22 protein-coding genes are annotated in these 25273 nt (G+C 48.2%); 16 read left to right on the top strand and 6 right to left on the bottom strand.

Annotated elements, in window-relative coordinates:
• The first annotated feature begins 75 nt into the window (after window positions 1–75).
• The 6 genes from GGC63_RS11515 to GGC63_RS11490 all read left to right on the top strand — a co-directional run bounded on the left by GGC63_RS11515 (window position 76) and on the right by GGC63_RS11490 (window position 7263).
• Window positions 76–861, top strand: a complete 786-nt coding sequence (locus GGC63_RS11515; protein WP_192702449.1) for an ABC transporter ATP-binding protein — start codon at window positions 76–78, stop codon at window positions 859–861.
• The gene (locus tag GGC63_RS11510) at window positions 839–2779 is read left to right on the top strand and encodes an ABC transporter permease (RefSeq protein WP_318781031.1); all 1941 of its coding nucleotides are present in this window, start codon (window positions 839–841) and stop codon (window positions 2777–2779) included. Before GGC63_RS11515 ends, GGC63_RS11510 begins: the two co-directional genes overlap by 23 nt.
• 43 nt (window positions 2780–2822) lie before the next feature.
• On the top strand, window positions 2823–3158 hold the full coding sequence (locus GGC63_RS11505; RefSeq protein WP_192702447.1) for a YxeA family protein: 336 nt from the start codon (window positions 2823–2825) through the stop codon (window positions 3156–3158).
• A 337-nt stretch (window positions 3159–3495) separates the two neighbouring features.
• The gene (locus GGC63_RS11500) at window positions 3496–5190 is read left to right on the top strand and encodes a DUF6138 family protein (protein WP_225948131.1); all 1695 of its coding nucleotides are present in this window, start codon (window positions 3496–3498) and stop codon (window positions 5188–5190) included.
• Window positions 5191–5235: 45 nt separating this feature from the next.
• Complete coding sequence (locus tag GGC63_RS11495) at window positions 5236–5652, top strand: immunity 22 family protein (RefSeq protein WP_179136066.1); 417 nt, start codon at window positions 5236–5238, stop codon at window positions 5650–5652.
• A gap of 60 nt (window positions 5653–5712) precedes the next feature.
• On the top strand, window positions 5713–7263 hold the full coding sequence (locus GGC63_RS11490; protein WP_192702446.1) for a leucine-rich repeat domain-containing protein: 1551 nt from the start codon (window positions 5713–5715) through the stop codon (window positions 7261–7263).
• Window positions 7264–7434: 171 nt separating this feature from the next.
• On the opposite strand, the gene GGC63_RS11485 is transcribed toward GGC63_RS11490, so the two are convergent.
• From GGC63_RS11485 to GGC63_RS11470, 4 genes are all read right to left on the bottom strand, one after another.
• Complete coding sequence (locus GGC63_RS11485; protein ID WP_079911674.1) at window positions 7435–7914, bottom strand: hypothetical protein; 480 nt, start codon at window positions 7912–7914, stop codon at window positions 7435–7437.
• Complete coding sequence (locus GGC63_RS11480) at window positions 7914–8717, bottom strand: DUF3100 domain-containing protein (protein ID WP_079911672.1); 804 nt, start codon at window positions 8715–8717, stop codon at window positions 7914–7916. Before GGC63_RS11480 ends, GGC63_RS11485 begins: the two co-directional genes overlap by 1 nt.
• Window positions 8718–8738: 21 nt before the next feature.
• Complete coding sequence (locus GGC63_RS11475) at window positions 8739–9998, bottom strand: M20/M25/M40 family metallo-hydrolase (RefSeq protein ID WP_192702445.1); 1260 nt, start codon at window positions 9996–9998, stop codon at window positions 8739–8741.
• Window positions 9999–10520: 522 nt separating this feature from the next.
• Window positions 10521–10904 (bottom strand): DnaJ family domain-containing protein, encoded by a 384-nt coding sequence (locus tag GGC63_RS11470; RefSeq protein WP_192702444.1) that lies wholly within the window; start codon window positions 10902–10904, stop codon window positions 10521–10523.
• 382 nt (window positions 10905–11286) lie between these two features.
• Here GGC63_RS11470 and ahpC point away from each other — a divergent pair, with 382 nt between their 5' ends.
• The 3 genes from ahpC to GGC63_RS11455 all read left to right on the top strand — a co-directional run bounded on the left by ahpC (window position 11287) and on the right by GGC63_RS11455 (window position 14669).
• A complete protein-coding gene (gene ahpC, locus GGC63_RS11465) occupies window positions 11287–11850 on the top strand; it encodes an alkyl hydroperoxide reductase subunit C (protein WP_079911665.1) in 564 nt (187 codons plus the stop codon).
• Between the two features lie 13 nt (window positions 11851–11863).
• Complete coding sequence (gene ahpF / locus GGC63_RS11460; protein ID WP_192702443.1) at window positions 11864–13393, top strand: alkyl hydroperoxide reductase subunit F; 1530 nt, start codon at window positions 11864–11866, stop codon at window positions 13391–13393.
• A 301-nt stretch (window positions 13394–13694) separates the two neighbouring features.
• Window positions 13695–14669: an SDR family NAD(P)-dependent oxidoreductase gene (locus GGC63_RS11455; RefSeq protein ID WP_192702442.1), complete on the top strand. Its 975-nt coding sequence runs from the start codon at window positions 13695–13697 to the stop codon at window positions 14667–14669.
• Between the two features lie 43 nt (window positions 14670–14712).
• Here the strand turns inward: GGC63_RS11455 and GGC63_RS11450 are convergent, their stop codons facing one another.
• Entirely contained in the window at window positions 14713–15414 is a 702-nt protein-coding gene (locus GGC63_RS11450; protein WP_192702441.1) for a DUF421 domain-containing protein, read from the bottom strand.
• 160 nt (window positions 15415–15574) lie between these two features.
• Between GGC63_RS11450 and GGC63_RS11445 the strand changes: the two genes are divergently transcribed.
• Genes GGC63_RS11445 through GGC63_RS11425 form a run of 5 tightly spaced genes read left to right on the top strand, consistent with a single transcriptional unit; the run spans window position 15575 to window position 20896 of the window.
• Entirely contained in the window at window positions 15575–17905 is a 2331-nt protein-coding gene (locus GGC63_RS11445) for a xanthine dehydrogenase family protein molybdopterin-binding subunit (protein ID WP_192702620.1), read from the top strand.
• A complete protein-coding gene (locus GGC63_RS11440; protein WP_192702440.1) occupies window positions 17886–18719 on the top strand; it encodes an FAD binding domain-containing protein in 834 nt (277 codons plus the stop codon). The genes GGC63_RS11445 and GGC63_RS11440 overlap by 20 nt, the downstream gene beginning before the upstream one ends.
• 3 nt (window positions 18720–18722) lie before the next feature.
• Complete coding sequence (locus GGC63_RS11435; protein WP_192702439.1) at window positions 18723–19199, top strand: (2Fe-2S)-binding protein; 477 nt, start codon at window positions 18723–18725, stop codon at window positions 19197–19199.
• A 33-nt stretch (window positions 19200–19232) separates the two neighbouring features.
• The gene (locus GGC63_RS11430; RefSeq protein WP_192702438.1) at window positions 19233–20279 is read left to right on the top strand and encodes an XdhC family protein; all 1047 of its coding nucleotides are present in this window, start codon (window positions 19233–19235) and stop codon (window positions 20277–20279) included.
• A complete protein-coding gene (locus GGC63_RS11425) occupies window positions 20276–20896 on the top strand; it encodes an NTP transferase domain-containing protein (protein WP_192702437.1) in 621 nt (206 codons plus the stop codon). The genes GGC63_RS11430 and GGC63_RS11425 overlap by 4 nt, the downstream gene beginning before the upstream one ends.
• Here GGC63_RS11425 and GGC63_RS11420 read toward each other — a convergent pair.
• Window positions 20863–21885, bottom strand: coding sequence for an FUSC family protein (locus GGC63_RS11420; protein ID WP_192702436.1), 1023 nt, complete (start codon window positions 21883–21885; stop codon window positions 20863–20865). The two genes, GGC63_RS11425 and GGC63_RS11420, sit on opposite strands and share 34 nt — an antisense overlap.
• A gap of 275 nt (window positions 21886–22160) precedes the next feature.
• Here GGC63_RS11420 and GGC63_RS11415 point away from each other — a divergent pair, with 275 nt between their 5' ends.
• Both GGC63_RS11415 and GGC63_RS11410 read left to right on the top strand, forming a co-directional pair.
• A complete protein-coding gene (locus GGC63_RS11415) occupies window positions 22161–23000 on the top strand; it encodes an SPL family radical SAM protein (RefSeq protein WP_192702435.1) in 840 nt (279 codons plus the stop codon).
• Window positions 23001–23333: 333 nt separating this feature from the next.
• The gene (locus tag GGC63_RS11410) at window positions 23334–25181 is read left to right on the top strand and encodes a sigma-54-dependent Fis family transcriptional regulator (RefSeq protein ID WP_192702434.1); all 1848 of its coding nucleotides are present in this window, start codon (window positions 23334–23336) and stop codon (window positions 25179–25181) included.
• Window positions 25182–25273: the final 92 nt, after the last annotated feature.

Below are 25273 nucleotides of genomic sequence, written 5' to 3'. Positions count from 1 at the left end.
AAATATCACCTAAAACGTACGACAAGGCCCGACGGACATACTACAATAAGGCTACAGCACATTTGGAGGTTAGATATGAATCAGAACCAATCACATAAAACGATGCTGCATGCCCAGAATGTACGCAAATCTTACGGAACGAAAGGTAGTGTCCAGCAGGTTCTAAAAGGGATTGATCTTCGCGTCGGCGAAGGGGAGTTCGTAGGCATTATGGGACCGTCCGGATCGGGGAAGACCACTCTGCTGAACGTGCTTGCAACCATTGACCGTCCAACGGAAGGTACGATTCTTATTGAGAATACGGATATATCCGCTATGAAGGATACCGAGTTATCGTCCTTCCGCCGCAGCAAGCTGGGCTTCATCTTTCAGGATTATAATTTGCTGGATACGCTGACCGTGAAAGAGAACATTCTCCTTCCCATCTCACTTGGTAAAATGAACCGGGCCGAGGCAGAGAAGGAGTTCAATACGATCGCCGATGTTCTAGGGATCAAGGAGCTGGCACACAAATACCCCCACGAAATATCCGGCGGACAAAAGCAGAGAACTTCCGCAGGCCGCGCTCTCATCCATCCCCCTTCCATGGTATTTGCCGATGAACCCACAGGGGCACTGGACTCCAAAACCGCTTCCGCGTTACTTGGGACCATTGCAGAGCTCAACAAGGAAAGGAATGTAACCATTGTTATGGTCACTCACGATCCTGTTGCTTCAAGCTACTGCAGCCGTGTGGTCTTTTTAAAGGATGGGGTGATTTACTCGGAATTGTACCGCGGCGATAAGTCAAGGCAAGCTTTTTTCAAAGAAATTATGGATGTTCAGGCTATTCTTGGGGGTGACACGGTTGACGTTATATGAACTGGTTATCCGCAGTATGCGAAAAAATATTAAGCATTACTACCTTTACTTTTTCGCGCTGATTTTCAGTACAAGTCTTTACTTTGTGTTCGCCACATTGCAGTATGACTCGTCCATCATTCGTTTGGCAAGCACAGATGTCAATTTCTCCGCTTCCTTCCAGGCAGCAGGAATTTTACTATTAGTTATTGTTGCGGTATTTATCATTTATGCGAATTCCATTTTCCTAAACCGTCGAAGTAAGGAAATTGGACTGTATCAGCTGATCGGTCTGACGAAGAGAGGTGTCGCGCGGTTTTTAATCATTGAGAATATCGTGCTCGGTGTAGGGGCGCTGCTGATCGGACTAGGTGCAGGTGCATTGGTGACTCGGCTGTTCCTGCTCATTCTCATGAAGCTCCTGGGAATTGAAGAAGTGATTTCAGTCAATTTCTCCGGCCAAGCTCTCGTTCAAACCGCTATCGTATACGGCGCTCTTATCGTGCTTACCTCGATACAGATGCTGCGGATCGTTTATCGAAGCACACTGCTGCAGCTCTTTCATGCAGAGAAGCAGGGCGAGCATCCCCACAAACCCAAAACGGTCACAGCCGCGATTCTCGCTGTTCTTGGTATTGCTCTTATTGCGTTCGGTTATTATCTTTCGGGGCACATGCTGAACGATATGCTCTTCTTGAACATGCTTGGTGTCCTGTTCTCGACCATCATGGGTACGTATCTGTTATTCCGCGTCACCATCAGCTGGCTGTTCTATCAATTCAGGAGGAGCGCCAACGGTCATCTCGGACTAAAGAACAGTTTGTCGCTGGCTCCTCTTATGCACAGAATGAAAGCCAACGCCAATTCGTTAACCTTGATTACTGTGCTGTCTGCCATGACACTTACGATGGTAGCAATGGCTTATTCTTTATATTTCTCCGCTGAAACAGATACCCGTTTGTCACTCCCGTACGATTATGTATTTGAGAACAGCGGGATGGATGCGAAATCTTTTGGGGAGGAGTTGAAAAGGGAGGGAATCCCGTTCGTTCATAGGCCGGTTGATGCCGTACGGGTTCTGGGAACGGTTCGCGACAGCGTGAATGGCCCGGATGGAGACTCTCAAAAAAGAATGCTGTTTCTTCCCGCAGAGCAGCTACTGGAAGCTGGGGCTGCTATACAATCGCCTGGTCAAGGCGAAGCCGTTCTTTATGATGGCCGGGCCCGCCTCAATTGGAATCAGCGGGTTAGCAACAGGAACTATCCGTTGGATATTGAATTGGGTACCGGTGGAGGCAAATCAACAATTCGGCTAACCGGGCTTGTCGATAAGTTTGCCATGAATTATAACGTGTACGGCGACCAGCTCGTCGTAACCGAATCTATCCTAAAGAAGCTAAGGGAGGAACTGCAGGGCTTGCCGGAGGTTGAAGCGGTTCGTTTTGATACTTTTCAAGTCCCTGACCGGGGAGAACGGGCCAAGGCTTCCGCACTTTTTGCAAAATATATTCCGAAGGATAAATTCATGCCTGATTTCTATACGCAATTTAAGGCTGCACTTCAGTCGTTCGGTTTGTTTATCTTTATCTCGGGCTTCCTTGGGCTTGTCTTTCTGATTGCGACCGGCAGCATTCTATATTTCAAGCAAATGACGGAAGCGGAGCAGGAGAAGCGAAGCTTTGTCACCCTGCGGCAGCTTGGCTTTGACGTACAGGACATAATGCAAGGCGTTGTGCGCAAGCAGCTTTTCGTCTTTGCGATCCCCCTTTTAATCGGGCTGCTGCATTCCGTCTTCGCGGTTAAGGCAGCCTCTATCCTCGTGCTGTCTAATATTGTCGTGCCGTCTACGATAGCTATGGGAGTGTACGCTTTGATTTACTTTGTCTTTGCAGCATTAACCATCGGGTATTACAAGAGAATGGTGAAGCTTGCGATGTAGGGGCTAAATAAGCTCATCGGTGAAGGAATAGGAGGAAAATTCGATGAAAAAAGCAGGTGCGGTTCTGGCATTGATTATTGTGATTGTTGCCATTGTATTTATTACTTCCAAAGACGTTATTGATCGTTTCAACCCTTTAATAAATAAAGAATACGTATATGTTCGAATTAATCAACCGGCACAGGACGAGGATGGAAGGTTCAGATACAACCTTACCGGATACAACGCAGAGGGGCTTAAGAAAAAGGTGAGCTTTACAGCAAGCACGAAGCTGCCGGAAGGAGCTTATGTGAAGGTATTAGCCAAAGGCGCGTATGCTCAAGAATGGGAGCAGATCAAGGAAGAGGAAGCGCCTAAGGAGATCAAGCAGGAACGCTGAATCCTGGGCAGATGTTATATGAACCACACAGGAACGCTCATTGGTCAATGGGCGTTCTTTTTGAATTGACGGAATGAACAACTTCGGAGCGCCCCCACCAAGTACCATGATCCGCTTCAAAAGCCTGGCTGGAGGGGCATACCCCTACAGAGTTATTGGCGTTAGTTCAAGGTCTTCTTAACAGTCTCTCACCACTGTGCGGGACGTAAATAGGCCTGCTGGGCAATCGTATGTCCCAAGACCTGTTAATTAGGTATTAAGACCGCTGACCTTTTTGGCTTCAAAACTTATAATAGAATTTACTGGAATCCTTTTACTAATAAATCAGGTGGTGAAGATGACCGTAATGGATACTCAAGCAATGGTTGAAGCAATAGCTGACGAAATAGCCGATATATTGAACGAATGGTTTGATCAAATCGATAAGAAGGATGCTGAAGACATTATTCGGCGTACCACCTTACAGATTGGCGTACATGATTATGTCCGGTTCGAATATGATGACGGGTCCATCCGTGTATTCTCATTCGACGATGATTTCAGTTCACCGGAATTCGAATCCCAAGGGTCTCGGCCCGTGGTGCCTTTAACAAAGGAAAGCATTGAGCAAGAGCTGCTGCCGCAGCTCGAAGAAAGGCTTCTTCGTCGGTTAAAAAGGTACGATAGCAGCCCCTTGCTCGATTACCGCTTCAGGATAGCAGGAAAATTCGCCTTAGCTGATGGGGAATGGGATGTCATCGTCGTCGATTATATCAATCAAAGCAAGAGAAACAATTTGCTGGAACGAATCCATCAATACATACGCAATAAGCTGGAAGCCAAGAGCTTTCCGACAGCTCCGTTGGACAGCTTCTTTCTGTCGAATCACTTAGTCGATTCCGGGCTGTTCCCGACAATAGACTTAAAGGAACTATTTCGTATTTACGACCGGGTGCTCGAATTAAACAAGAGCAAACAGGAGAAGCTGGCTGAGCATAGGGCAACGTTTATCAGAGCTTTTCGAAGCTGGACCGAGACCGAATTTCTTCCACTTTATTTCCATTGTGCGAAGCAGACATGGGGGCTTCCTGTCTACACGAAGAAGGAAGGGATTGATCCAAGCAGCATAGATTCGCAGGCTATGGAGCTTGCTCTGCAGACTGCTATTCTGATCATCAAGCATGAGCCGAATTACAGCAGAAGCACAGGTATCGAGCTGTTGGAGCTGTTGAAGGAGCTTGGGAGCACCAGGGCGGAGCAGGCTATGGAGAATGGAAGCGGCACTCTCCCCGATGAAGATATCAGTTATAAGGATAGTCAGCTTGAATGCCGGGCTAACGATATTTTTTCGACGATTACGATACATATCAAGGAGGAACGAGCGGACAGCTATGCAAAAGCGCTTGATTTTATTTGCAATCTGCTGAACAAAGGCTTCTCCAGAAGCTATCAAATCAAGCTGAAGTCCAAATCCAAGCAGCTGCTCCCTATCCCCGGGCTAGCTAAATCGCAGACGCATCGTTTCTTCGCCAATGCATTGCAATATGCCGAGCTCTTTCCGAAGCTCGAGTCTTATGCGCGATTAGCCATGGTCGAGCATGAGTGGTACGACGATACTGAAGGGGAGAAAAATTGCATGCCCGGCACATATGCAGTATTCGGCTTGGCCTTGCAGAGTAAGTCCTATTTTCCCTTGGTAGAAGCTTATATGAGCGTAGTTGACCAGGAGCATCAATCGGTACAGCAGGCGTTTACGCTGGCGCTTATCCAGCAGTACGGCATTGACTCGACAACGCTTCCGACTGTCGCAGCATGTCTCTTGAGGTGCAACGAAGGCAAGTTCGCCAAGGAACAGGCCCGATTTGAAAGCGCAGGGAGTTTGCAGGCTCTGTTGACATTCATGGAGCCGCTCAAATCCCATGAGGTAGAGCATTTGGCGTATCTGATCTGGGGCAGCAGGAAGAACCTGGAGGCAAGAGCACGGAAGGAAGCGGGCGAAGAAGAGCAGCAATTATTCGCAGCTATATTGGCAAGAATGGACAAGCGTAAGTAAGGAGAGATATCCCGGGGGTTTGAACTTGAGGGCAGGTGAATGATAATGAAGCACATTGTAACGATATGGGGGGCTAACTTTTCTACGGAAGAAGAATTAGAAGCTTTTACTGAGACCCTGTATGATGATGAAGGAGATGCGCGGCCTTCCGCTTTTTTAATTAGCATAGGATGTTCCTGGATCGATGAAGATTTTCAAGAGCTGCATTTTTTCAGAGCCGAGGAAGATCGTAAGTCCTTTATTAACTATTTGCGGTTGGAATATTCACAGCATCAAGCATTCGTTGAGCAGCTCCCTGCTGCGATCGATGAGGCGATCCAGGCTTATAACGCGATCATCCTCCAATACGGAAACCAATCGCCTTATGGAACTATTAACGAGGAGTTGTTTCGTATCAACAAAGCAGGTTTACAGGCAGTGGCTTCACCCGTGCTTCTAGCATGTGTCGAATATGAAAGCTAATTGAGCTCATGAGAAGCTCCAGGACTCAGCGCCGCTTTATTTAAGGAGGAAATGTACTAAATGAAACAATTACTACAAGAAATAATAGATCTGCTGCAGACCGATCTTCCTGAGCTAGCCGGAGCGTTAAATCCGCCGGCATCGGAGGAGGAGCTTCACAAGGCGGAAGCGGAAATGGGATTTGCCTTGCAAGCAGAGCTGAGAGAGCTTTATTTGGTCCATAATGGGGAAAAGGACGGGGGTCCGGGGTTGTTTTTTGGACTACCGTTTCTATCGTTGGATGACATGCTTGCGGAATGGAGGATTTGGGTCGGTCTAGAGAATCATGCTATGGAAGTCGAGCATTATTCTGTTCCCGCCGGCTGGATCAAGGAACAATATATCCATCGTTACTGGCTGCCGATCAGCAAGGATTGGGGCGGTAACAACCTGGGCATTGACATGGATCCTGCGGACAAAGGAATAAAGGGACAGCTTATTAATTTCGGACGCGACGAAGAGGTTAAGTATGTAATAGCTCTCCGGCTTACTCGTTTGCTTGAATTTATCCGTGATACAGCCAGGGAAGGCAATTACAGCGTCAATCGCGAGGATGAAGAATACATCACCTGGAGCTTCGGCAAGGAAGGGGAAGTTCATTTTCTTGATGCGATCCGCACAATGGAGCTTCCAGTGTGTGAGCCGTTTGGACAAGAGATAGGCGGACAAAACTTGAATGAGTGGTATGACAGTCTAGATAACGATTGGAAAGAGAGAATCATCAAGACGACCGGCTCTCCAGATGCGTTTGTTCGTGCGAAAAAGTTATATTTTATACGAGAAGGATTGACGGATATTTCTCCGCTAGGGCAGTGCACGGATGTACGTGAGCTAGTCCTGAGCGTGAACGAAATCCGCTCCATCGAAGCATTAACCGGCTGCAAGCAGCTGAAAAATTTGTACCTGGTGAAAAATCCGGTTACGGATCTAAGCCCTCTGCAAGAATGTGAGCAGCTGCAGGAGCTGATTCTTTCCGGCTCGGCCGTAACGGATGTTACTCCTCTCAGCTCGCTTCCCAAATTAAAAATACTGGATGTCCAGGATACTCAGATTCGCGATTTTTCTCCATTGAAGCCGGTGAAGAGCTTGCGTGCCCTGGAAATATCCAATCCAGATAAGGAGCAGCTTCGCAGTATAGCTGAACTCAAACAGCTTAAGGAGCTGACCATCTCCAAATTGGGTCAAATAACGGAGAGCGAATTGACTGAATTAGGCAAGCTCGTAAACTTGCGCAAGCTGGTGCTGGAGGGAGGCACTCTGCCGAATATGAAGTTTATGGAAGGACTCCATAGACTGGAAAAGCTGATTGTAAGAGAATCGGCAATAGAGGATATCTCTGCATTGATTCAGCTTGAAAACCTTCAATCTCTGGAACTAAGCGGTACTCATGCTAGCAATCTGGAGCAGCTGGCAAGTTCAGCTTCGCTCAGCAAAATAACGGCCTCATTCCAGCAATTTGCTCTTTTAAAAGACCGATTCGACCGGTTCATCGATTTTTCTACCATCACGGGTGGCATGTCAGATGAGGAGAGCAAGATCTGGCACGAATATTTGGATCGAGTGCGAGCCTAGGGAGGGATTTTCCTGCGGAGTGCCCCCGTATGATCAGCGAAGCAGAGTAGGAGAGATAGGGCAGGTTAAAATTCAAAAAACCTTAGCCGCTGCATGCGACTAAGGTTTTTTGCTGTACAGGAAATGCGGCGAGGCCGGAAAACCGTGTTGGAATCAACCCGCAGCAGGTACTTAGGAAAGATGCAGACCGATTTGCGCCAGGATAGCACTGCCTACGTACATGCCGCTAAAGACGAAGATTGCGACGATAGCAACCTTCCAGGATGTTTTGCGCAGGTCGATCAAACGATCGGCAACGGAAATTCCCGCGAAGGTCAGGATCGGCGTTGTGATCGACAGAAAGTCGACGGCTTGGATCATATGGATAAAAGTATCGGAAATAAGGCAAAAAACTAGGGAAGTAATCGATACCCAGCCGAGCACAGGGAAATCCTGAATCAGCTTGAGCGGCACTTTTTTCATCAGGCTGGAGATCAGAATTCCAATGAAGGAAAACGCCCACAGCACGATCAAACCATATATCGTCATCATCGAAATCGGAGTACTGTTCGGGTTTTTGAGCAGTTTAATTTCCTGCGTGAACAAAATCAGGGATATGCTTAACAGCAGCACCAAAGCGTACTTTACGTATTTATTTAATCCGCCTTCCATTATTTAGCACCTCTAACCAATAGTTTGTACATGAATCGTTGAATAGGTACAGCTAGAAATACCATCGTGTACGTACCCATGAAGCTGGTCAGCAGCTGGCTTGCTGATGCATAGGCCGTAATAGTGGACGCCTTGTCCGGAATTCCAGCGACCAGGGCAGAGGAAGCAGCGGTCATCATACTTGCGGAGCCGACACCCGCCGACATGGCTAAGGCTTCTACGTCGAAGCCGATAGAAAGCAGAATCGGTGTGACGATACTGAAGAACAAGGTTCCGAAGAGCGTACCGATGATGTACAGCGACAAGACACCGCGGCCTTCGTCAGAATCGAGCGTGTACTTCTCGGAAATATAGGCAAGCTCGCCTTCACGTCCGATTCCGAGAGTAGCTCCGATCGCTTCCCGGCGCAATCCGATCAGAATAGCAATCGGCAGGCCGATCAAGACAGTACATAAATGGCCGAATTCCTGGATAACGAAAATCCAGCCGACCTGCAAAATCTCATGAATTTTGGGAGCTACATCCGCCCCGTATCTGGCCATCAAGGGAAGCATGATGAAAATCAAATATTTTCCTGAAAAGTTGACGTTTTCTTTACTGTATACCTTTTTCAGGATGCCTTTGCGCACAACGGTGATCCCTAGTATCATCGTGATCAGGATCGCGTAGACCAGCGGCAGGAAGCTGATCTTAACCGAACCGAACTTCACCGACTGGATGCCGATAAACTCTGATACGGTAATGACCAAAAGCGCGAAAACAAGCAAAAGTATAAATTGGGACTTGGATGCCGTCGATTTCATGATAATCCTCTTTTCCGTTAATTACTGTTGCGCGATGGAGTTAATTAATGTCTCGTATTCTTTATAAGAACGACGATAGAGCCTGGATCGGTCGATCCGGCCATTGAAACGTTCAAATACGTCAGCGAGGAATCTCGGGAAAATTTCGTAAATGAACTCGGGATCGATATCCTTGAAGTCATCTCCATGGATCGTTCCGGTAAAACCGCTGTAGCCGATTTGAATGCAAGGGATCATATAAGACAAATCCCCGATGTCGCCTGCGGCGCTGATGGGCGTCTCGTTCCGGAAGGCGGCGATTTCGTCGTTAGCATGGAACGCTTCAATAACGAACTCGGACAGATAACGGTCCTGTACGAACGGCAAATAGCCCATCTGCGTTTCGATCGACACGCTTCCTTGCAGCGCTAGGGCACTTCCTCTTGCCGCATCGTCCATTTTGACAGCGGCTTCTTTCATATAATCGACCGTAAGCGTTCTTAAGTCAGACCCGACCTTAATCCGGTTCGGAATGACGTTGGTGGACATGTCGGATTCCATCACGATCGGATTCATCCGGACCTTTTCCGAATCCTTCATTTGCTGGCGGGCAAGGCCCAGAGCGACATTGAACAGCGTGGACATACTGTAAGCATTTTTCGCGGAGAACGGGTCGAAGCCGGCGTGGGTAGCCTTACCTTCGAACGTATAGCGCTTGTACAAAAATCCGGCCAAGTCACAGTTCGTTTCAATCGTCCGTACCGGGAATTCGCCGCCCATTGCATGGACGCAAACGCCGATGTCGATATCGTCGAACACGCCAAGCTTCATCGCTTCCGGCTTGCCACCGTAATACGAAATCTGCTTATTCTTGAGAAGCTCGTCCCGATAAGCCAGATCAAGATACTCTTCCGCAGGAACGAAGATGAACGTCATCGTGTAATCCCAAGCCTTGTAAGCGCCCGTAGTATAAAAGTACTTATACAACGCCAGCGCGATGGCTACCTGGGTATAATGGCCGCAATTATGCGCCGCACCTGTAGCTTGATCCGAACGCCAATGCGAAGGGGCGTAGACGGCATCCAGCTCTGCAATGAAAGCGATGTTCAGCTTTTTGCCGCTGCCGAGCGACGTCTTGAGTCCTGTCGTGCTGAAGGATTCGAGTTCGATCCCGTGATGGACGCGAGTCAAAAAATCCACAACAGTCTGCCGGGTCTTCACTTCTTTATAACCCAATTCGGGATTGTCGAAGATCGTCCGCGCGATCCGGTGAATCTCGTCGAATTGCTCTTTGAACAGCATAGTTACCTCCTGATGTCTATTATTTTTCCGCTATATAATATTACTTAATTTAGCATTGAAAATACATAGTTTTTTTCAAAAAGAGAGAAAGCAGACATCCTTACTGCAGGTAATCACCAGAAAGAAGGGGATATGGGATGAAATGGGAACTGTTAAGGAGAAGCATTAGGTAAAAAAAGGAAAATAGGTTAGGGTGTCGAATGATTTAGCTTTAAAAATAGAATCTATGTTAGCTAAGGGGAGCGAAAAGGAAGGGGGATCGTTTTTACCATCGAATGATGTCACCATGGTACAGATTTAACAAATCCATGAGCCTTGAGTGGGTGGAGGCATGGATTCCGCACTATATAACGGATTCATTGAATTGAGGATACTAGAGAAAGTCCTTAACGAGATTCCTAGGACAAAAGTGACCGGCATTGCTGCTGACGGGAAGCAGAATAGCCCGGGAAACAAGCGGCCAATCTGGCTTCCATTATTCGAGACCATTTGCAGTAGCGTAGGCGAGCTGCCTAGACCTCATTACTTTTCATTGTCAGTCAGCTTTTGTTTGATTTGATGCTCATATTCGGAGAATGCATCGGATGCCAGCCAGCCGCGGCCAGACATAAGTGATTGATAACGCAGCTTCTTGACGGTTAACTCGTTCTGAAGCCTCTCGCGTTCCGTATCATCCTGACAGGCGGCAATCAAGTCCCCTAGTGTAACCATTTCCTTGCGAAGCAGCATTTCCTCGGGAAGCAGACCGGCATTTTTAAGGATCTTAAAACCGACGCGAAGCTCCTCCGGGACGTTCTCCAATTCATCGGGAGGCAGCGGCTTTCCGTCACCGGGCAAATGATCGAATTCCCCTTGCCGGATGGCCTTCTGAATTTTCTCTTCCGCAATGGAATGCAAATATTTCATCGGTCTATCAACTCCTTTTACATCATCTTATCATACTTCGGCTCATTATTTTTTAATCTTCTGATCTGTACTGCTCGCGGCTTTTCCGGATACAGCCCGGCTAAACCGATTGTTTCTGCTGCAGTGTAGCGGCTAGAAAATCGGGACCATCATCAACTTCAATATAATGACGGAGACTTTTGCTAGCAAGCAACGGTTTCCCTCTTTTCTTCCTGATCCAAAGGACGTTATAGAATAAATATCCGGTACCCAACCGGAGTCTCCATGATTTTCATCATTCTTTCATAATTTCTTCATCATAACTTCATGATTAAAATGGCAGTTTGAGGTATCATATGATATGTACAAAAACGAATCCAATTTCTAAGGAGGAACTTTCACTATGTCTCTAATCGGAAAAGAAGTGTTACCATTCAAAGCATCAGCTTACCATAACGGCAAATTTATCGATGTTACAGAAGCCGACTTCAAAGGAAAATGGAGCGTTGTTTGCTTCTACCCTGCAGACTTCACCTTCGTATGCCCTACAGAGCTTGAAGATTTGCAAAACCAGTACGAAACCCTGAAAAGCCTGGGCGTTGAAGTATACTCTGTTTCCACAGATACTCACTTTACACATAAAGCATGGCATGATAGCTCCGAGACAATCGGAAAAATCACTTACATCATGATCGGCGATCCTTCCCATACGATCTCTCGTAATTTCGACGTATTGATCGAAGAGGAAGGCGTTGCAGATCGCGGTACGTTCATTATCGATCCGGACGGCGTTATCCAAGCGCTTGAAATCAATGCAGGCGGAATCGGCCGTGATGCAAGCATCTTGGTGAACAAAGTTAAGGCTGCTCAATACGTACGTAACAATCCAGGCGAAGTGTGCCCTGCAAAATGGCAAGAAGGCTCCAAAACATTGAAACCAAGCCTTGATCTTGTCGGAAAGATCTAAGGAGAGATAACTTATGGCATTGGATGCGGATATCAAAGAACAACTAACTCAATACCTGCAGCTCATGGAAGGCGATGTGCAGATCAAAGTGAGTGCGGGTTCTGATGCCGTATCCCAGGAGATGCTGGAGCTGATTGATGAAATCACCGACATCTCTTCCAAGATCACGGTAGAAAGAACCGAGCTTTATCGGACGCCAAGTTTCAGCGTGAACCGTGCGGGTGAAGACACGGGTGTTGTTTTTGCCGGTGTCCCTCTTGGGCACGAGTTCACATCCTTGGTACTTGCACTGCTTCAAGCAAGCGGCAGACCGCCTAAAGTAGAGCAGAACCTCATAGATCAGATCAAGGGCATCCGCGGCGAATACCGTTTCGAGACCTATGTCAGCCTGAGTTGCCACAATTGTCCCGATGTCGTCCAAGCTTTGAATCTGATGAGCATCCTTAATCCCGGTATCAGCCATACGATGATTGATGGCGCGGCCTTCAAGCACGAGGTTGAAACGAGAGACGTTATGGCCGTACCTTCGGTTTATCTCAATGATGAATTTTTCGGCAGCGGCCGTATGACACTTGAAGAGATTCTTGCGAAGCTCGGCAACGCACCTGACGCGGCTGAATTTGCCGATAAAGAGCCCTTCGACGTCCTTGTCGTTGGAGGAGGTCCTGCCGGCGCCAGTGCGGCAATCTACGCGGCACGCAAAGGAATTCGCACCGGGATTGTCGCCGAGCGTTTTGGCGGACAAGTCATGGATACCATGGGCATTGAAAACTTCATTAGCATGAAGTATACCGAAGGTCCCAAGCTCGTGGCGAGCTTAGAGGAGCATGTGAAGGAATACGGTATCGACGTCATGAAGCTTCAGCGTGCCAAACGCTTGGAGAAGAAGGATCTCGTCGAAATTGAGCTTGAGAACGGCGCAGTGCTGAAGAGCAAAACCGTCATTCTCTCGACCGGTGCCCGTTGGCGCAATGTCGGGGTTCCGGGTGAAGCGGAATTCAAGAACAAGGGGGTAGCTTATTGCCCTCATTGTGACGGCCCATTGTTCATCGGGAAGGATGTAGCTGTGATCGGCGGCGGCAATTCCGGTATCGAGGCGGCTATTGATCTGGCCGGTATCGTGAAGCATGTGACGGTCCTCGAGTTCATGCCTGAGCTTAAGGCCGATGCCGTCCTGCAAAATCGTCTCTATAGCCTCCCTAACGTGACGGTCCTCAAGAACGTCCAAACCAAGGAGATTACAGGCACGGACAAGGTAGACGGAATTACCTATATCGACCGCGATTCGGGTAATGAGCACCATGTCGAATTGCAAGGGGTATTCGTTCAAATCGGACTTGTTCCTAATACCGATTGGCTGGGCGATTCGGTTGAACGTACTCGCTTCGGCGAGATCGTCGTAGATCGTCATGGCGCAACGAATGTGCCTGGTGTATTCGCTGCTGGAGACTGCACCAACAGCCCTTACAAACAAATCATTATTTCTATGGGATCAGGTGCCAATGCAGCCTTAGGCGCATTCGACTATCTAATCCGTAATTAATAATTAGCATGTAATAACTCTGAAGTCCCCTTACTTAAGGGGGCTTTTTTGTACATACGACAAAAACACTCGCATCCCGTTTTACGTCTATACGCGCTGTCCACGATGGTTCAACTCCTATATCCGTGCTCAATACTTATAACCAGTCCGTAAAGCTTAAGTAACGGCGTGCCGCGGCAGCTGTTCTATTATTCTTCAGCAAATCGAAAATTAGTTATTGACTAATCAATAACAACTTGGTATAGTTTTCACATAAGTTAGTGATTGATCAATTACAATATAAAAGGAGATCTGATGAACGATGAATAAAGCGATAGTGGTGGGCGCAACCGGAGGTACGGGTGCTGTTATTACGGCGGAGTTGGCAAAAAGGGGGATTCCCGTCATTGCCTTCGGGCGGTCACGCCAAAAGCTCGAGGAGCTTGCTAGAGAACTCGGTCATCCAGGACATCTATCTTTGGCTATTGGGGATGCGTTCAAGCCGGATGATGTCGCTAAGGCCGCGAAGGAAGCAGATGTATTGTTTCATTGTGCCAATGTCCCTTACCACGAGATGGAGAGCAAGCTGATTCCCCTGGGTGAATCCGTAATGGAGGCAGCTAATCGACTGAGCTTGAAGGTAGTCGCAATAGACGGTATCTATCCTTATGGAAGGAGACAGACGAATCCGGTTACGGAAGAGCACCCTAAACAGCCGCATACCAAGAAAGGAAAAGTGCGTCTTGCTTTCGAGCAGATGATCTTTAGCGGCAGATGGGAGCAAGCGCAGGCTATGATAGTTCGTTTGCCGGATTATTACGGACCGACTGCGAATCAGGCTTCGTATCTGGGCGGGACACTCGAAGCGATCGCCGCGGGCAAAATGGCCTTTTTCATTGGCAATATGACCGTACCGCGGGAATACGTATATTTGCCTGACGCGGCTGTGATGGTTGTTGAACTGGCGGGACGCGACCATGCATACGGGCAAAATTGGAATATTCCTGGCTCCGACGTGATTTCCGGACATGAGATAGTTCGGATTGCCAGACAAGCGAGCGGAACGAAGAAGCCCGTTATTGCCCTTGGCAGGTTCGGATTGTCGCTGCTGGGCCTATTCGTTCCTGTCATGAAGGAGGTTGTTGAAATGTTATACTTAACGGAGGAACCGCTGCGCTTAAGCGGGGAGAAATACAAGCGCCACATTGGACCGATTCCGGTTACGAAGCCAGCAGACGGGATTGCAGCAACAATCCAGGAATTGCAGAGCAGAAGTGAGATATTTTTTGCAAAATAGTAATTGATTGATCAATAAAAACCGCTATCATTTTTCAGACATTCTATCTACCGCTATGAAAAGATGATGATTTTAAGTCCACAAAAAGACTGCCATCACTTTGAAGCTCGGCAAAAAACACCTCTTGAATAGAGGCGACGCCGGACTGCCTGATTTGTTCTTCCAGCCACTTATAGCTCAGTTGCAGCTCTTTCAAATTTCTTTTGACAACCTGGCCATCGACGATGAGCTCGGTAGGGAGATACAAACGATCTTGAACAGGCAGCTGGAGATCCTTTTTTGTCGGGCTTTCCATAGCTTCCTTTTTTAACACGCTTAGTTTGCCGTTAGGCTCCAGGATCGCATAATCGACCTCCCGGATGGAGAAAACGTTTTTGTCCCTTAGCAGCATGCTTAAATCATCCATATTTAATTTGCTTAAAGCCATCGCCTTTTGCTGTAATTTGCCATGCTTGATGACGATTGCAGGCTCACCGTCGAATAGAACTCTTATCATCGGTGATTTAAGGCTTAGCTGCTCGACAAAGATAGTCAGCATTGCCCAAACGGTCATGGCTGTGATACCGGAAACGACTTCGTCTTTATGTAAAACCATCTCACCCGCAATGTTGCCAAGGGCAATTCCTGTAATGTAGGTGAAGAAGGTCATTTGACTTAATTGTTTTTTTCCTAAAATACGCGTTAATAACAGCAAAACGATAAAGCCTAACAACGTTCGGATGGAGCTTTGCCATATTGCTTCCATAGTGCAGCTTCAGATCCCTTCCTTGTACCATATAAAATAGGTTCTCCTTTATCTGGAAGTTCATTCATTTAAATAGTTAATACGGACAACATCTCTTGTATATAGATAGAAAAGGAAGATAGGTACGTGCGAATGAACTCAATGTAAGGAGGGGGTCTACATCCGACGGTCGGTTGGGAAAAGCATCCCCAGAAAAGAATCGTGGGATAAGGTTACAGGGGCGGCGCAATACGTAAATGATATTCCGGCATCAAGGCTGCTGCATGCCAAACTTGCTACAAGTCCTCACGCCCACGCTTTAATAAAATCAATCGATTCATCCGAGGCCATGAAGATTTCTGGCGTTAAAGCTGTCGTTACAGGTCGTCATTATCCCGTCTTGACCGGGACGCCATTGTCCGATCGCCCTCCACTTGCAATAGATAAGGTGAGATATTACGGCGAACCTGTGGCGATAGTTGTCGCAGAAGAAGAATACATAGCTGAGATGGCGGCCCGTCGAATTAAGGTAGAATACGAGCTGCTACTCGTCGTTCAGTCCCCCAAGGAAGCTTACCGGAGCAATGCTCCGATCATTCATGAGCGGTTGGAAGAGTATGCGCGCCATGAGGAGGTGTTCCCGGAGCCCGGGACCAACGTTGCAAATCGTACTAAAATACGCAAGGGGAATATGGAAGTGGGATGGAGGACTAGTGACCAAATTGTTGAAATTGAGGTTCGTTCACCTCAGTCAGATCATGCTGCGATGGAAAGGCGCTGCAGTACGGCCCAGATTATGCCCGACGGACAAGTGATCATCCATTCCGCATCCCAATCACCCTATGAAATTCAGAAGGAGATCAGCCAAATTTTCCATATTCCGCTTCATCAGGTGACAGTCCATACTCCGCTGGTCGGAGGAAGCTTTGGCGGGAAATCTACGATACAGCTGGAGTTTCTTGTCTATATGGCAACCCTTGCTGTAGGCGGCAAAGCAGTGAGATTGATTAATTCCCGTGAAGTGGACATGGTCACTTCTCCTGTTCATATTGGACTCGAATCCACCATAAAGCTTGGCTGCACCCGTGAAGGCAAACTGATGGCTGCAGAAATATGGCATTTTTTTGACGCCGGAGCCTATTCGGACAGGGGAGCGATCATGAGCCGGGCCGCAGCCGTCGACTGTACAGGGCCGTATCACATCGAGAATGTTCATTGCGATTCTTTGTGCATGTACACGAACCACCCGTACTCGACTTCCTTTCGGGGATTCGGCCATCCGGAACTGACGTTCGCTATAGAAAGAGCTATGGATGAGCTGGCGAAACGAATCGGGATGGATCCTTTGGAATTTCGATTTTATAATGCGATAGGACCAGGGGCTACGTCTCCGACACAAACAGAGCTGAATAGAAGTAACCTGGGCGATTTGCCCATGTGTATTGCGAAATTAAAAGCATTAATTCATTGGGACGACCGTCCCCAGCGTGAAATTCATGGCCACCTCGTCAGGGCAACAGGGGTTAGCTGTTTCTGGAAAAATTCGAGTACGCCTACAAATGCCGGAGCGGGAGCCACTGTAGTATTCAATCCCGATGGGAGCGTGAATTTGCTTTGCGGTGCAGTGGAAATTGGTCAAGGGACGAGGACCGCGCTGACTCAATTGTTAGCCGAGCGCTTGCGAATGGACGAACAGAGGATCCACATAACGCCGGATGTTAACACAGCAACCGATCCCCATCACTGGAAAACCGTGGCTAGCCGCAGCACCTTTCTAGTCGGTAATGCGATTCTGCAAGCGGCCGATGATGCCATCCTTCAGTTAAAAAGCATAGCGGCTGCCGTAATGCAATGCTTGCCAAAAGACTTGGAGGTAGGAGGGGACCGGGTTTACTTGCAGAATGACCCTGATAGAGGGATTTCTATCGAGAAAATTGCTTACGGCTATACATACCTGAACGGCAATACGATCGGCGGACAAATCATCGGCCGCGGAAGCTACGCTATGCGGAACCTGACTTTATTGGATCCCGAGACTGGAAAAGGGAACCCCGGGCCGGAATGGACGGTTGGCGCTCAAGCGGTAGAGGTGGAATGGAATAGCAAAGATTTCACGTACAAAATCATCAAAGCGGCAGCGGTCTTGGATGCCGGCAAAGTGATTAACCCTGCATTTGCCCGCAGCCAAGTGACAGGCGCCATGAGTATGGGCTTAAGTCTGGCAAGCCGGGAAGCTTTTGCATTCAATGAACAAGGTGCCGTCCTTAATCCGCAATTTAGAACCTACAAATTGATTCATTATGGTGAGCAGCCACAGTACTTCGTTGAATTCGTAGAGACGCCTCATTGGGAAGCGCCTTACGGATTGCGCGGCATCGGGGAACATGGCTTGATCGGCATGCCCGCGGCTTTGGCCAATAGCTTGAGTATCGCCGCCGGTGTGCAGCTGAACCATTTGCCTCTGACGCCCGAGATGATCTGGAGGACGATACATGATACCGCTGAACTTTGAATACTTCAAGCCTTCTACCATTCAGATGGCTGTTGAACAGTTTCAGCATTTGCAGAAGCAGGGGAAGCAGCCTATCTATTATTCCGGGGGAACGGAAATCATTACATGGGCTCGAACTCACGCCATCCATCCGGATGCTGTTATCGATATAAAATCCATACCGGAATGCAATGTTATGGGCATCCATAACGGTTCGCTGATCATCGGGTCCTGCGTCACGTTATCCGCATTATCCGCCGCGAATCTGTTTCCATTGCTCAGCCAAACGGCCTTGGGAATAGCTGATCAAACAGCCCGGAACAAAATTACGCTGGGAGGAAACATCTGTGGCAAAATTCATTACAGGGAAGTAGTTCTTCCACTTCTTCTGGCCGATAGCCGTGTGCTTGTTGCAGGAGCGCATGGCATCCGGGAGGCTTCGATCCATCAGGTGTTTTCACAGCAAATCAGACTGGAGAAAGGTGAATTTCTCGTACAGATATTAACAGACCAAAGTAATTTGTCGCTGCCGTTCGTTCATTACAAAAAACGGCAGATCGGGAGCATCGGCTATCCTGTAGTGACCATAGCCGCGATGAAGAAGGAACGTAAGGTTCATACCGCATATAGCGGCGTCTGCTCGTTCCCGTTCCGATCCATCCCGATGGATGAGCTATTGAACGATTCTTCGATGGCATTGGAGACCAGAATAGAACTGGCAATCGGCAAGCTTCCCGCCCCATTGTTGACTAATGTCGAGGGGGCTGCCCCTTATCGCCGGTTCGTCCTTAAACAAACGATAGCGGATACGTTACACTCATTGGAAGGCAGGTGAAGGATGGTGTTGCGCGATTCGACTATGGTTCAGGTGCAATGTGAAGTGAATGGCGAGAAGCGAACGATCCATGCAAGAGCCGCCGAGCTTCTTTTATATACGCTTCGTGATCATCTCGGGCTTACGGGAACCAAATCCGGCTGCGATAACGGCGATTGCGGCGCTTGTACCATTTTATTAGGTAACCTGCCCATGAAATCGTGCTTAATGCTTACCGTGGAAGCCGATGGAAAGCAGGTAACGACAATTGAAGGCCTGATGAATTCCCCGGTACAAGAGGCATTTGTTCGATATCAGGCGTTCCAGTGCGGTTTTTGCACCCCGGGGTTTATCATGAACTGCGAGGGGTTACGGCGGGCACATCCCCAAGCAGACGAAGAGACCATTCGGGAGTGGCTTCAGTCCAACATTTGCAGGTGCACGTCCTATGAAGAAATATACCTTGCGGTAAAGGAAATATTATCCCCGAAATCATCATGATGGACTAATCTCGAAGCAGAGGGAGGGAAGAGTTTGGCGGATATACATCGTATTCTGGAAGCTGTCCAACGTACCGGAGCTAGGAGTGTATTGGCTACAATTACTCATGTGAAAGGGAGCGCCTACCGGAAAGAAGGGGCCAACATGCTGTTTCAGGAGGACGGTTCACAAATTGGGGTTCTCAGTGCCGGATGCTTGGAAGCTCACCTTGCAGCCTGCGTGCCGGATGTATTGGAAACCGGATTTTCCCGCAGCTTTGTGTTCGATTTGCAATCATCGGATGTCTTGTCGTGGGGGGAAGAGCAGGGGTGCGGCGGTATTGTTCAGGTGACGATGGAGCCGGTAGATGATATTCTCAAGGATCATTTGGCCACATTGAAGCATTACCTGGATCAGCAAAGCCCGGTTATGGCGATCAAAAGATTCGAACCGGATGGCTCCGTTGCCGAATACGGGTTCTTGACCCAAGATCTCCGACTGTTCGGAGAATGGAGGGGAGACCATCCTGTGTCACCTGCAGAGTTGATGTCGACCGGGGAGGGGTCATACTGCAATAGCGGTAACAGATTCCTTTCATCCGACCCGTCCTCCTTGTTTGTGTTTAGATATGAACCGAAGCCGCGACTCGTCTTATTCGGTGCGGCACCCGATGCAAGGCCGCTTGCCGCTTTGGCGGCTGCTGCCGGCTTTTCCGTGTTGGTTAGCGATTGGAGACCCGCATTGTGCGACCAACGTTATTTTCCGGATGCCGATTCCATCCTTGTTGGGTTTCCCGAAGAAACGATACCGGAGATTACGTTTTCACCTTACGATTTTGTAGTTGTGATGACTCATCATTTGAAAAGGGATCAGGAGCTGCTTCGGCTGCTGTCTATGAAGCGCTTTCGCTATCTGGGCATTCTGGGATCAAAAGGAAGAACGGAACGTTTGCTATCCGATGTGCCGATTGCTGTGAAAGCTCATTATCCTGTCGGGCTCGACATTGGAGCGGAAGGGCCTGAGGAAATTGCCGTCAGTATTGTGGCTGAACTCATAGCCGTGCTTAGAAAAAATAGCGCTACAGGGATTGGTGCACCGTGAAGCGGAATAAGATCGTAGGGATTTATTTGGCCGCAGGACTAAGCACTCGAATGGGTTCGGATAAGCTTCGGCTCCCGTTGGGGACAATGCCTTTAGGAAATTATGCGTTGAGAGCGGCCTTAAGCTCCGACTTGGATCATGTAGTGATAGTCTCGGGGGACGGTGAAGCAGATTGGATGGACAGCTCATTGTATGCGGAGCCGAAGTCTCGGAAATGGTCCGTTGTTCCGTGTTCTGATGCACACTTGGGGCAAGCGAGCTCTTTGCGGTGCGGTGTCATGGCTGCACAAGAGATGAAAGCGGAAGCGATTATGATCCTGTTAGCGGACCAGCCTTTGATCACCCCATCAATGATTAACAAACTTCTGCTTGCATATCAATCCCATCCCAACAGCAGCTTTGCAGCCTCAAGATATGAAGGCTTGGCAAGACCGCCGGTACTTTTTTCGAAGGAAAAATTCCCAGACCTGCTTACGCTGCAGAAGGACCAAGGAGCGAGGCAGCTTATCCGCAACGATCCCTCCGGTATTTGTCTAGATTTCACGAGCCCGCACTTGTTTATGGACGTGGATACTCCAGATGACTACAGGAATTTACTGGAGCTCTGGAAATCCTGAATCACCTGTTCTGCGTTCATATATAACGCAAGCGGATACTGCTCGTTTTTTAAATGAGCGGGAGCTTGTATTAGTTGGGTGGACGCTTTAGAAATGGTGTTAACAGCTTCAGGTTCCTCTAACCCTTTTTTCCAATGCTTGATGTGACTTGATAACTCTAACAAATGTTCGGACCAGATTCGTTGATGATCGATTGCAAAATGGCCGCTTTCGGACCATTTCGTTAAAACCCGCAGCATGTCAGACAGATTGGCATAACCGGACCGCAGCCGCTCCATGTGCCTCGTCAGCTGGTTCAAGATCATGCGCTTCCTGGCGCCTAACGGATTGTACTTCAAGCTCTTATCCGCTTGATCCAGCTCGGTCGTTGTCTGATGCAGCTCTTGAAATAACGACTGCAATTGGTTTTGCAGGGCTTGAGCTTTATGAGGGGGACAGCCTTCCTTGATCCATAGCGCCGTATTGGTAAACTGATGGGACAGATGATCTGAGAAATGGACCATCTTTTTGCGGGCTTTGTGAATGGAATCGGGCGGGAAAACCAGCAAATGAATGACCATAGCGACAACAGCTCCGATTAGCGTATCGCGTACCCGGTCCATGGGATAGCTCGGCATTTTGCTTTGAAAGTACATGACCAATAAAATGCTGAGGGCAACTTGTACCAGGATGGCATGGTCTAATTTCAACCAAGTTACCAATAGAGCTCCGACCAACAGGAGGAGGCCGATACTCCAACCGCTGGTACCAACTATAGGCGCAATCCATACAGTAAACAGGACACCGGCAATGGTGCCTGCAATACGCTGCCATGCAAATTGAATGGACTTATCGACGGTTAATTGAATGGATAAAATGACCGTCAGTGGCGCAAGGTACGGATGCTGGGACCCGGCCCATTCCGCAATTTCCCACGAAAGAGCTGCCGCCAGCGGGATTTTCCATACGATCGCTTTGTTTTTGATAACATCCATCCATTTCTGCTTCATGTTGTTCACTCCCATCCTCAATGCCGACTCGCTGCGGCAAATACCCCGTGATGTCTCCCTAGGCAGTTATCGTGACGGTTCCCTACAGTTTACCATTTCCCTGTATTAGGATTATCAATTGCTAGTCTGGTATACGTGAACGGCTCTTATTTTAATAATCGAAAAGCAGTAGACAGAGGAAAGTAACGGAAGCAGGGAGAAAGCTATGTTCGGATACCTCACAAAATGGTACTGTTAATAAAGAAGTCAAATCGGCCAACGGAGGTTAGGGCACCATGCAGATGGAAATACGAAATATCCTTTCGAAAAAAATTCTTAGCGATGCCAAGGGATACTTGGATATAGGTTTTACTCATTCCTTAAATCCGTACAGCGGCTGCGCTTTTTCGTGCAAGTACTGCTATGTGAGAGAAATGCCGATCCAAAAGTTCAAAGAGATCCCTTGGGGAGAATGGGTAGACATCAAAACAAACGCCGCTGAAAATTACAGGAAGGAAATCACTAGCCTTCGTCGAAGAAACAAGCCGGTTCGTCTGTTCATGTCCTCGGCGACCGATCCGTATCAGCCTATTGAGAGGGAAGCGGCTGTTACTCGGCGGGTACTGGAAGAAATGCTGGAAGCTCCGCCGGACTTGCTGCAAATACAGACCCGCAGCCCCCTTGTCACAAGGGACTTGGACTTACTGGTGAAATTGAAAGATCAATGCAAGCTTCTCGTTTCAATGACGATCGAAACAGACCGGGAGGATATCAAGCGAACGTTTGCTCCGTATGCTCCGGGAATCCGATTGCGTGTAAAAGCATTAAAAGAGGTACATGAGGCGGGTATATCCACACAGGCTTCTATTTCTCCGGTGTTACCGTTTACCCCTGATTTTCCCAAGGTGCTCGAAGGCATTGCCGATCGTATTTGGATCGATACGCTTCATATCGGCGACGGTTCGATGGGGAAGCGTTCAGAGCGTTTGGGGATGTCCCGTATATTTGAAGCGCATGATTTATCGAAGTGGTACCATAAGGATATCCATTTTAAAGTTGAAAAGTATTTTATGAAGTTTTTTCCAAGCGATAAGATACACATCTCCAAAAACGAAGCTTTTCCCGTGGACATATAAAGGCTAGACAATATATCTATGCTAACTTCTCCGCTAATTTCCCCATATATCACATGCTTGTGATGCCCTACTTACGGGCGTTTCGGCCCAATCAACCCATTCCAGATTGATACTACGCCGGTCTGATAAGCAGATCTGACAGACTAATCAACCTGCCCTCTCAGGTGAATTCTATTTGCTCACTTTAGGGAAAATAGTTGAAGCAACGGATAAAATTTTTAAGATTGTTTAGAAAATGAACATATACATTTGAATAGACCTCCAACATTTGGTTTGTAATGAGGTATAATTATGTTTGATGATTAATTTAGCAACAAAGCTTGGAGGATTTCTATGCAAACGAAAATTCGCGTATTAGCGATTGCGCCTTATCCCGGCTTAAAGGATGTACTGCTTGATGCGGCAAGGCAAAAAGAGACGATTCAAATGGACGTAGAGGTTGCCGATTTGCAGGAGGCGATCCCGCTCGTTCAGCATGCGGAGGAAAGCGGATATGACATGATTGTGAGCCGGGGCGGTACGGCAACGGTGATTCGCGAGCATGTGACCATTCCAGTCGTAGACATTCCAGTCTCGGGATATGACATCCTGAGGGTATTAACGCTTGTGAAAAATTCCAACGCCTCCGTGGCTATTATTGGATTCCCTTCCATATGCCGCGGGGTTAAAGAAGTATCCAGCCTACTGCAAATGGACATCCCTTCCTATGAAGTGCAGCACAAGTCCGAGGTTGCGGCAGCGCTGCAGAAGGCTTTTCAATCGGGTGTCCAGCTTGTACTCGGCGACATGGTTACTATCCGTACCGCTCAGGACATGGGGCATCGGGGCATATTGATCACATCCGGCAGGGAATCGGCCGCGGATATGCTGGGCGAAGTGCACAGAGTGTACGAGGTCTACCGCAAAGGTCAGGAGCAGGTGCGCTTTTACCAGCGTTTGCTGGATGCGGATTCTCGCGGGATCATCGCTCTGGATGACAAGCGGCGTGTCGAATATGTTAATGAAGCGGCTTGCCGGATGCTGCGTCAGGCAGAAGGAACACTGCGGGGGCAAAACATCGTCCTGGCTTCGGCCGCCTTGGCGAATGTAATCAAGCAGACCGGAGAAAGCCGGAACACCTCAGACCGCGAGCACTATGTGCATTTGTTTGATGAGCAGTACAAGGTCAGTGTCATGCTTCGAGAGGAGGAAGAACATCGGGGCTATTTGGTTTATCTGGAGTCGCTTACCGCATGGAGGAGTGAGCGTCGATTTGAAGCATACATCCCGTCACGTCTTGCTACTTTCACACAGCTTGTAGGCACAAGCCCGACACTGCAAAAAACAGTCAACCGCGCCAAAAAATTCGCCGAATCGGACCGGAATATTTGGATATCGGGGGAGAGGGGAAGCGGCAAGTTCATGTTCGCGCAAGCGATCCATTCGTCCAGCCGTCGGCAGCAGGAAGGCTTCTATATGATTACATGCGAGGATGTAACCGATGAAGAGATGAACCGGCTTGTTTACGGAAGTGCAGGAGTTCCCGGGTTATTGCTCGGAGGTTATACAGGGACACTGTATTTTAACCGCGCGGACCGTCTAAGTCCGGAGGCGCAGGAGATCGTTCTGCAGCTCATTCGCAGCAACCGCAACTTTCGCTTTATCGCTTCCTCCTCCATTGCTATGTCCAAGCTGGCTAAACGTGGCGATTATAACCAGGATTTGATTTATGCCGTAGGTGAGCTGCATCTAACCGTTCCGCCGCTCCGCGAACATCTGGAGGACGCGGAAGAAATGATAAGGGGACTCATCGCAGAATATAATTCACAGTTCGGGAAGCAGATCGTAGGGATGAGAGAGACGGTGCTCGAGCGGCTCACCCAATACGATTGGCCTGGTAATATCCCGGAATTTGAGAGTACGATCCAGGAAATGCTTCTTATGACAAAAGGTCATTATACCGAGTGGGAAGAAGTCCATGAAGTCTGGGAGCGTCTGATACAGCATGCAGGCTCCGGCACATCCCGCGCAGCGTATGCTCAGATTGATTTAAGCGGTACCTATGAGGAGATTGAGGAACGGATCTTGTTGCAAGTGCTGCAGGAAGAGGGAATGAATCAATCCAAAGCCTGTAAGAGACTTGGCATTAATCGGGCTACACTGTGGAGGAAAATGAATAAAATGTTTAAAAATAAAACATAAACAGGATTGAGCGACGAAGAAAGAGCTTGTTATAATACTAAGGAAAGGTCTTGTAACTTTCAAATTGTTGCAAAATAATACAAACATCTTGG

It is taken from the genome of Paenibacillus sp. OAS669 (assembly GCF_014873645.1).
GTDB classification, from domain to species: Bacteria; Bacillota; Bacilli; order Paenibacillales; family NBRC-103111; genus Paenibacillus_S; species Paenibacillus_S vulneris.
This window is presented reverse-complemented; position numbering and strand designations above follow the sequence as displayed.

Coding starts and splice junctions, on each gene's coding strand:
- GGC63_RS11410 (WP_192702434.1), top strand. CDS start 23,334: ATGCAAACGAAAATTCGCGTATTAGCGATTGCGCCTTATCCCGGCTTA.
- GGC63_RS11420 (WP_192702436.1), bottom strand. CDS start 21,885: ATGAAGCAGAAATGGATGGATGTTATCAAAAACAAAGCGATCGTATGG.
- GGC63_RS11435 (WP_192702439.1), top strand. CDS start 18,723: ATGGTGTTGCGCGATTCGACTATGGTTCAGGTGCAATGTGAAGTGAAT.
- GGC63_RS11415 (WP_192702435.1), top strand. CDS start 22,161: ATGCAGATGGAAATACGAAATATCCTTTCGAAAAAAATTCTTAGCGAT.
- GGC63_RS11515 (WP_192702449.1), top strand. CDS start 76: ATGAATCAGAACCAATCACATAAAACGATGCTGCATGCCCAGAATGTA.
- ahpF (WP_192702443.1), top strand. CDS start 11,864: ATGGCATTGGATGCGGATATCAAAGAACAACTAACTCAATACCTGCAG.
- GGC63_RS11495 (WP_179136066.1), top strand. CDS start 5,236: ATGAAGCACATTGTAACGATATGGGGGGCTAACTTTTCTACGGAAGAA.
- GGC63_RS11490 (WP_192702446.1), top strand. CDS start 5,713: ATGAAACAATTACTACAAGAAATAATAGATCTGCTGCAGACCGATCTT.
- GGC63_RS11440 (WP_192702440.1), top strand. CDS start 17,886: ATGATACCGCTGAACTTTGAATACTTCAAGCCTTCTACCATTCAGATG.
- GGC63_RS11500 (WP_225948131.1), top strand. CDS start 3,496: ATGACCGTAATGGATACTCAAGCAATGGTTGAAGCAATAGCTGACGAA.
- GGC63_RS11485 (WP_079911674.1), bottom strand. CDS start 7,914: ATGGAAGGCGGATTAAATAAATACGTAAAGTACGCTTTGGTGCTGCTG.
- GGC63_RS11455 (WP_192702442.1), top strand. CDS start 13,695: ATGAATAAAGCGATAGTGGTGGGCGCAACCGGAGGTACGGGTGCTGTT.
- GGC63_RS11450 (WP_192702441.1), bottom strand. CDS start 15,414: ATGGAAGCAATATGGCAAAGCTCCATCCGAACGTTGTTAGGCTTTATC.
- GGC63_RS11505 (WP_192702447.1), top strand. CDS start 2,823: ATGAAAAAAGCAGGTGCGGTTCTGGCATTGATTATTGTGATTGTTGCC.
- GGC63_RS11475 (WP_192702445.1), bottom strand. CDS start 9,998: ATGCTGTTCAAAGAGCAATTCGACGAGATTCACCGGATCGCGCGGACG.
- GGC63_RS11470 (WP_192702444.1), bottom strand. CDS start 10,904: ATGAAATATTTGCATTCCATTGCGGAAGAGAAAATTCAGAAGGCCATC.
- ahpC (WP_079911665.1), top strand. CDS start 11,287: ATGTCTCTAATCGGAAAAGAAGTGTTACCATTCAAAGCATCAGCTTAC.
- GGC63_RS11480 (WP_079911672.1), bottom strand. CDS start 8,717: ATGAAATCGACGGCATCCAAGTCCCAATTTATACTTTTGCTTGTTTTC.